General features: G+C 58.9%; 8 protein-coding genes. 1 reads left to right on the top strand and 7 read right to left on the bottom strand.

The window, feature by feature from the left end; genetic code table 11:
* Positions 1-13 precede the first annotated feature (13 nt).
* Entirely contained in the window at positions 14-334 is a 321-nt protein-coding gene (locus ACRESD_RS20260) for an I78 family peptidase inhibitor (RefSeq protein WP_431752527.1), read from the bottom strand.
* Positions 335-477: 143 nt separating this feature from the next.
* Positions 478-786, bottom strand: a complete 309-nt coding sequence (locus tag ACRESD_RS20255) for a hypothetical protein (RefSeq protein WP_431752526.1) — start codon at positions 784-786, stop codon at positions 478-480.
* A gap of 155 nt (positions 787-941) precedes the next feature.
* On the opposite strand from ACRESD_RS20255, the gene ACRESD_RS20250 reads away from it, so the two are divergent.
* Positions 942-1,154, top strand: coding sequence for a hypothetical protein (locus tag ACRESD_RS20250; RefSeq protein ID WP_431752525.1), 213 nt, complete (start codon positions 942-944; stop codon positions 1,152-1,154).
* 33 nt (positions 1,155-1,187) lie between these two features.
* Here the strand turns inward: ACRESD_RS20250 and ACRESD_RS20245 are convergent, their stop codons facing one another.
* The 5 genes from ACRESD_RS20245 to ACRESD_RS20225 all read right to left on the bottom strand — a co-directional run.
* Entirely contained in the window at positions 1,188-2,216 is a 1,029-nt protein-coding gene (locus ACRESD_RS20245) for a nucleoside hydrolase (RefSeq protein WP_431752524.1), read from the bottom strand.
* A 26-nt stretch (positions 2,217-2,242) separates the two neighbouring features.
* A complete protein-coding gene (rbsD, locus tag ACRESD_RS20240) occupies positions 2,243-2,647 on the bottom strand; it encodes a D-ribose pyranase (RefSeq protein ID WP_431752523.1) in 405 nt (134 codons plus the stop codon).
* The gene (gene rbsK / locus ACRESD_RS20235; RefSeq protein WP_431752522.1) at positions 2,644-3,561 is read right to left on the bottom strand and encodes a ribokinase; all 918 of its coding nucleotides are present in this window, start codon (positions 3,559-3,561) and stop codon (positions 2,644-2,646) included. The genes rbsD and rbsK overlap by 4 nt, the downstream gene beginning before the upstream one ends.
* 23 nt (positions 3,562-3,584) lie before the next feature.
* Positions 3,585-4,607 (bottom strand): LacI family DNA-binding transcriptional regulator, encoded by a 1,023-nt coding sequence (locus ACRESD_RS20230; RefSeq protein WP_431752521.1) that lies wholly within the window; start codon positions 4,605-4,607, stop codon positions 3,585-3,587.
* Positions 4,608-4,610: 3 nt separating this feature from the next.
* The coding region (locus tag ACRESD_RS20225) for an ABC transporter permease (RefSeq protein WP_431752520.1) at positions 4,611-5,471 on the bottom strand (861 nt) is incomplete at its 5' end.

The following is a 5,471-nucleotide window of genomic DNA, read 5'->3' as shown; positions in this document are numbered from 1 at the left end:
AGCCTGGAACGACTTATCCGCAGTTGACCCGGGTGATCACCAGATTGTCGTCGGTGTTCAGGTTCAAGCGATCGGAGCGATACTCTAGGGTGATCATATCGTTCGGCTTGAGGATGCGCGCATTCTGCGCACCGGCACGGGTACGCGCTTGCTCCAGCAACTGGGGCGAAGCTTTCTGACCGATCGTGAACTCGGCAGCCTTCGACTCACAGCGACTATGACCAGCATCGGCCACGGCGGTGTCTTTGGCTGGCTCAGAGGTACCCGGGGTACTGCAACCCGCCAACGCGAGTGCCGCCAACAAAGTACCGAATGATGCGAGCTTCCAAGGCATGAAGCCTCCTATGATAAAAAATGGACAGAGATCGTGCGACAGCGGCTAGGCCGATTGGTTTCAAGACGTTAACCACTGGGGGCAAGTCTGCCTGACTCACAGCGGGCAATCCCCAGGGTAATCGTCACGAAATATGAACCTATTCAGTAGATGTCGATGTAGTCAAACGGCGGCGTTGGCCAATTCTGCTGCAGCGCATTGAAAATCTGCATGACCCAGACTTCATCGCTGGCCGCCACGTTACCGACGTAGCCGGAGCCCTTGGCCCAGGTCTCCAGACGAAACAGCAGACCCTCCACATCGACACCGCCGACGGCCCTGCCGGACGAGATATAGGCGATACCGGCCCTGGTTACCCGCAGCTGGGTATGTTCGTCGTCACTGGCGCTGGCGATCAGATGACGTACGGACTCCAGCGTCAGGCTCCCGGGTTTGCTCAAATCGATCTGCACGCGACGTTTCCCAACACTTAAACAGGCGGACAGTGTCGCACAGCACCCACCCCATACCTAAGAAGCAGTGCCAATCGTGGCGCAAAATGGTTAACTTCCCACGCACGAACCGCGTTTTAGCGCATTACCCCGTACCTACAGCTCGCGAGACCTCCATGACCACCGTAACGCTCCAAGCCGACATCAAAGCCAGATGGCCCCAAGGACAGAGCTCCTACAGCCCTGGGAGCCCGGAAGAACTGGCAATCATTGGTATCGACCTGCTGGTCAAAGAGCTCGGCACCCAGGCGGCACAAGCGTTCATCGGCCAGATATTCGAGAAATACCCGGCCGATCACATGGGCGCGCACAATCCAGAGCGCGAATAAGAACCGGCCGGCGAGCGCCGACCGGGAGTTACATCACTTCAGACGAGCCAGGCGCTCAGTCAGCAGATCAAAGAAGCCCTGAGCATCGCCGTTCTCAACCCAGAATGCGTTCTTCGGTTGTTTCAGGCCGTCGTACCAGTCGACGATGGTCTGGCCGAAGGTTGGGCCTTCGCGACTGTCGACCACCACATTCACCTCACGCCCACTGAACAGTGCAGGCTTGAGCAGATAGGCAATCACGGTGGCGTCATGTACCGGCCCGCCAGGGATGCCGTAGTGCTCCATGTCGCCCTTGACATATTCATTGAGGATGTCGCCCACCACCTTGCTCGCGTTGTTGTTAAGCGCAGCAATTTGTTTCAGCCGCGCTTCGCTGGTCAGCACCTTGTGAGTCACATCCAGCGGAAGGTAAGTCAGCTTGACGCCACTTTTGAGCACGATTTCAGCTGCAATAGGGTCGGCGAACAGGTTGAATTCGGCCACCGGCGTGATATTGCCGCCATTGAAGTGCGCGCCGCCCATCACCACCACTTCCTTGATACCTTGGGTGATTTCCGGTGCTTGGGTCAGCGCCAAGGCTAGGTTGGTCTGTGGGCCGAGCATGGCGATGGTGATGCTATGGGGCTTGGCGGTACTCAGGGTCTTGATCAGGTAATCGACGGCATTGCCTTCGGCCAGGCCTTTTTTCGGCTCATGCACAGTGACACCGGAAATGCCTTCCTTACCGTGAATGTTCTCGGCATAGATCGGTGTGCGCAGCATCGGCTTTGGTGCACCCGCATAGACCGGAATGTCCTCACGCCCTGCCCATTCACGAGCCAGGCGAGCATTGCGGGACGTCTTGTCCAGTCGCACGTTGCCAGCGACGGTAGTCAGTGCACGAATGCTCAACTCCTCTGGCGAGGCCATGGCGAACAGCAAGGCCACCACATCATCGGCCCCTGGATCGGTATCGATGATCAGGTCGATTTTTTCCGCCGCTTGGGCGCTGGCAGCAGTGAGTGCGGACAAAAGCAGGACACTCCGGAACAGGTTTTTCAGAGTTGGGAGACCACGTTGCATGAAACACTCCTTGTCGTAGGGAAATGCTAGAACGTTACGCCGGAAACCAGCGCGATATTACAGTAAGGCTGGCATTCGCCAGTGCGCACCACAGCGCGCGCCTTGCGGCTCAACTGCTTGAACTCTTCGTGGCTGACCAGACGACGTTCACCCAGCGCGGCCTGTTCGGTCAACACATTGAGATCCGCCAGCGCCGGAGGCTGTTTGGGCAGGATTTCTTCCGCCAACACGTGGCTTTCCACCTGCATTTCGCTGAGCACAATGCGCAACGTGCTGATGAAATCAGGAATACCCTGGGTCAGTGCAAGGTCGATCAACTCGACACCCGGCGGCACCGGCAGGCCAGCGTCACCGATGACCAGGATGTCACCATGACCGAGGGACGCGATCACACGCGACAGGGCGATATTAAGCAATGGTGTCTTTTTCATGAGGGCACAAAACCTTGAACGTCGAGCAACATAGGAATAGAGGGCTGTGCTCCGGCGCGAGTCACCGACAACGCGGCTGCAGCCTGGCCAAATCGAATGGCTTCGGCTTCGCTCCTGCCATTGGCAAGTGCGGCGGCGAAACCACCTACAAAAGTGTCCCCCGCTGCGGTGGTGTCTACCGCTTTGACTTTGGGCGCCACCAAGTGCTCAAAACTGTTGCCATTGGCAAACAGGGCGCCCTGCGCGCCAAGGGTGATGATGACTTTGCCGGCACCCGCCTTGATCAGGTGCGTCGCGGCCAGCTTGGCACTGTCAAGGGAGTCGACGGTCACGCCGCTCAGGGCTGTGGATTCACTCTCGTTGGGAATCAGGTAGTCAACCGAGGCATACCACTCGGCAGGCAAGGGGCCGCTCGCCGGCGCCGGATTGAGGATCACTGTCTTGCCCAGTTCACGGCCGCGCTTGAGCGCATAGCCGACAGTTTCCATTGGCACTTCCAGCTGGCAGACGATCACATCGGCGGCCTGCAGAACCGCATCGGCGGCCTGCAACGATGCAGGTGTCAGCGCGCCGTTGCTGCCGGCCACGATCACGATTGCGTTCTGGCTGCTGTCATCCACCACGATCAGCGCCACACCACTGGAACCGTCCACTGTAGTGACGGCCTGGCAATCGATGCCCTCCACCAGCAACGCATCGCGCAATTGGACACCATAGGCATCCGTGCCGACGCAACCGATCATCGCCACCTCGGCTCCCAGGCGCGCCGATGCAACAGCCTGGTTCGCCCCCTTGCCACCAGGAACAGTGGAAAATGTTTGGCCAATCAGGGTTTCACCGGCACGGGGCAACCGGCTGGCACGAGTGACCAGGTCCATATTCAGGCTGCCTATTACCACTACTTTTGCTGGCATACATCAGTACTCATCAATTCGGTTCAGCGGTATTGGGCAAACACGCCGGTCAACGGTGCTGTCGACTCGCGCAAGACAATGCTCGGCGTCACGATGCGCTGATCGACCGGCAGTTGGGGTGTTGCAATTCTACGCAGTAAAAGCTCGGCCGCCGTTTCACCCAGTTGTACGATCGACTGCCCGACCGTGGTCAACGCCGGATAAACATAACGCCCCATCTGAATATCATCGAAGCCGATCACCGACAGTTCGCCCGGCACGCGGATATTGCGCTCCGCCGCCGCACGCAGAACGCCGAAGCCAATCATATCGTTGCTGGCAAAAATCGCGCTGGGCGGATTTTCCGCCAGCAATTGCACGGCGGCGGCATAACCACCGGTACTGGTGAAATCACTTTCTCGGATGCGATTGGACGCCAACTCGACGCCCGCCTCATGCAAGGCACGGTGATACCCCGCCAATCGCATTTGCGCCACGCGGGTATGTCCTGGCCCGCCGATGCAGGCGATGTCCCGATGACCCAGTTCAAGTAGATGCCGAGTCGCCAGGTAGGCACCCTCTTCGTGGTCAATTCGCACCAGGTCGACATCAATGCCATCCAACGCCCGGTCGACAATCACCATGGGCGTACGTACCGCACTCAAGCCAGCAGCCAGACCACTGTCGTCGCCCCCCACCGAGGTGACGATCAGGCCGTCGATGCGTTTTTCCAACAACACGCGCAAGTAGTTACGTTGTTTTTCGGCGTTGTCATCGGAGTTGCACAGGATCACGCAGTAGCCATTACGCTCGCAATAATCCTCGATACCCCGAGCCAGCTCCGCAAAATAGGGGTTAAGACTGTTGGGCACCAGCAAACCGATGGTCGCCGTGGTCTTCGCCTTGAGTGAGCGCGCGACGGCGCTTGGCACATAGTCCAACTGCTTGATCGCCGCCTCGACTTTGATGCGTACCGGCTCGCTGACTGGACGTGTCTTGTTCACCACATGGGACACCGTGGTGTAGGAAATGCCCGCAAGCGCTGCCACATCCTTGATCGTAGCCATGGTTTAGCCCCGCCGACTGGCGCGCTGGCTGCGATAGGTATCGAGGACAACGGCGATCACGATGACAGCACCGGTAATGATGCGTTTAGTGGGTTCCGTCGCACCGATCTGCGCCAGGCCGGCCGCCAGTACCGAAATAATCAACACACCAAAAAAGGTACTGATGACCGAACCACGCCCGCCCATCAGGCTGGTGCCGCCGATCACCACAGCGGCGATCACTTGCAACTCCAGGCCCGAGCCGGCGTTCGGATCCGCCGCTTCAAGACGGGAGATCTGGAACAGTGCAGCCACACCGGCCAACAGCCCCATCAGGCTGAACACCAGGATCTTGTAAGGCTTGGGATTAATCCCCGCCAGGCGCACCGCTTCTTCATTCGTACCGATACCGATGAGGTACCGACCAAATACCGTGCGGGTCAACACCAACTGCGCCACGATAATCACCAGTAACGCGATGATGAATGACGGAGAAATGCCGAAAGCAATCGGGTTGGATAACCAGGCAAACGAGTCGCCGATGTAAGCGGTGCGCGAGCCGGTCATCTGGTAGGCCACGCCACGGGCCATCTCCAACACACCGAGGGACACGATAAACGACGGAATCCGCCAAGCCACCGTGATGGAGCCAGTGATCGTGCCGGCCAACGCCGCGCAAGCCATGCCGAGGACAGCAGCGGGCAACACGCTCCAGCCCCAACCAAGAATCGCCACGCTGACGGCCGACGCGGCCAGCGCCAGCACCGAGCCCACCGACAGGTCGATACCGCCGATGATCAGGATGAAGGTCATGCCCACCGCCAACACCATCAGGTCTGGAATCTGGTTGGCCAGGGTGCTGAAGGTGTCATAGGACAGGAAGTG

The sequence above is a fragment of the Pseudomonas sp. genome, from assembly GCF_050739995.1.
Taxonomy (GTDB): domain Bacteria; phylum Pseudomonadota; class Gammaproteobacteria; order Pseudomonadales; family Pseudomonadaceae; genus Aquipseudomonas.
The sequence above is the reverse complement of the archived record's forward strand: the minus strand, read 5'-3'. Positions and strand labels throughout refer to the sequence as shown.

Coding starts and splice junctions, on each gene's coding strand:
- ACRESD_RS20260 (WP_431752527.1), bottom strand. CDS start 334: ATGCCTTGGAAGCTCGCATCATTCGGTACTTTGTTGGCGGCACTCGCG.
- ACRESD_RS20245 (WP_431752524.1), bottom strand. CDS start 2,216: ATGCAACGTGGTCTCCCAACTCTGAAAAACCTGTTCCGGAGTGTCCTG.
- ACRESD_RS20250 (WP_431752525.1), top strand. CDS start 942: ATGACCACCGTAACGCTCCAAGCCGACATCAAAGCCAGATGGCCCCAA.
- rbsD (WP_431752523.1), bottom strand. CDS start 2,647: ATGAAAAAGACACCATTGCTTAATATCGCCCTGTCGCGTGTGATCGCG.
- ACRESD_RS20230 (WP_431752521.1), bottom strand. CDS start 4,607: ATGGCTACGATCAAGGATGTGGCAGCGCTTGCGGGCATTTCCTACACC.
- rbsK (WP_431752522.1), bottom strand. CDS start 3,561: ATGCCAGCAAAAGTAGTGGTAATAGGCAGCCTGAATATGGACCTGGTC.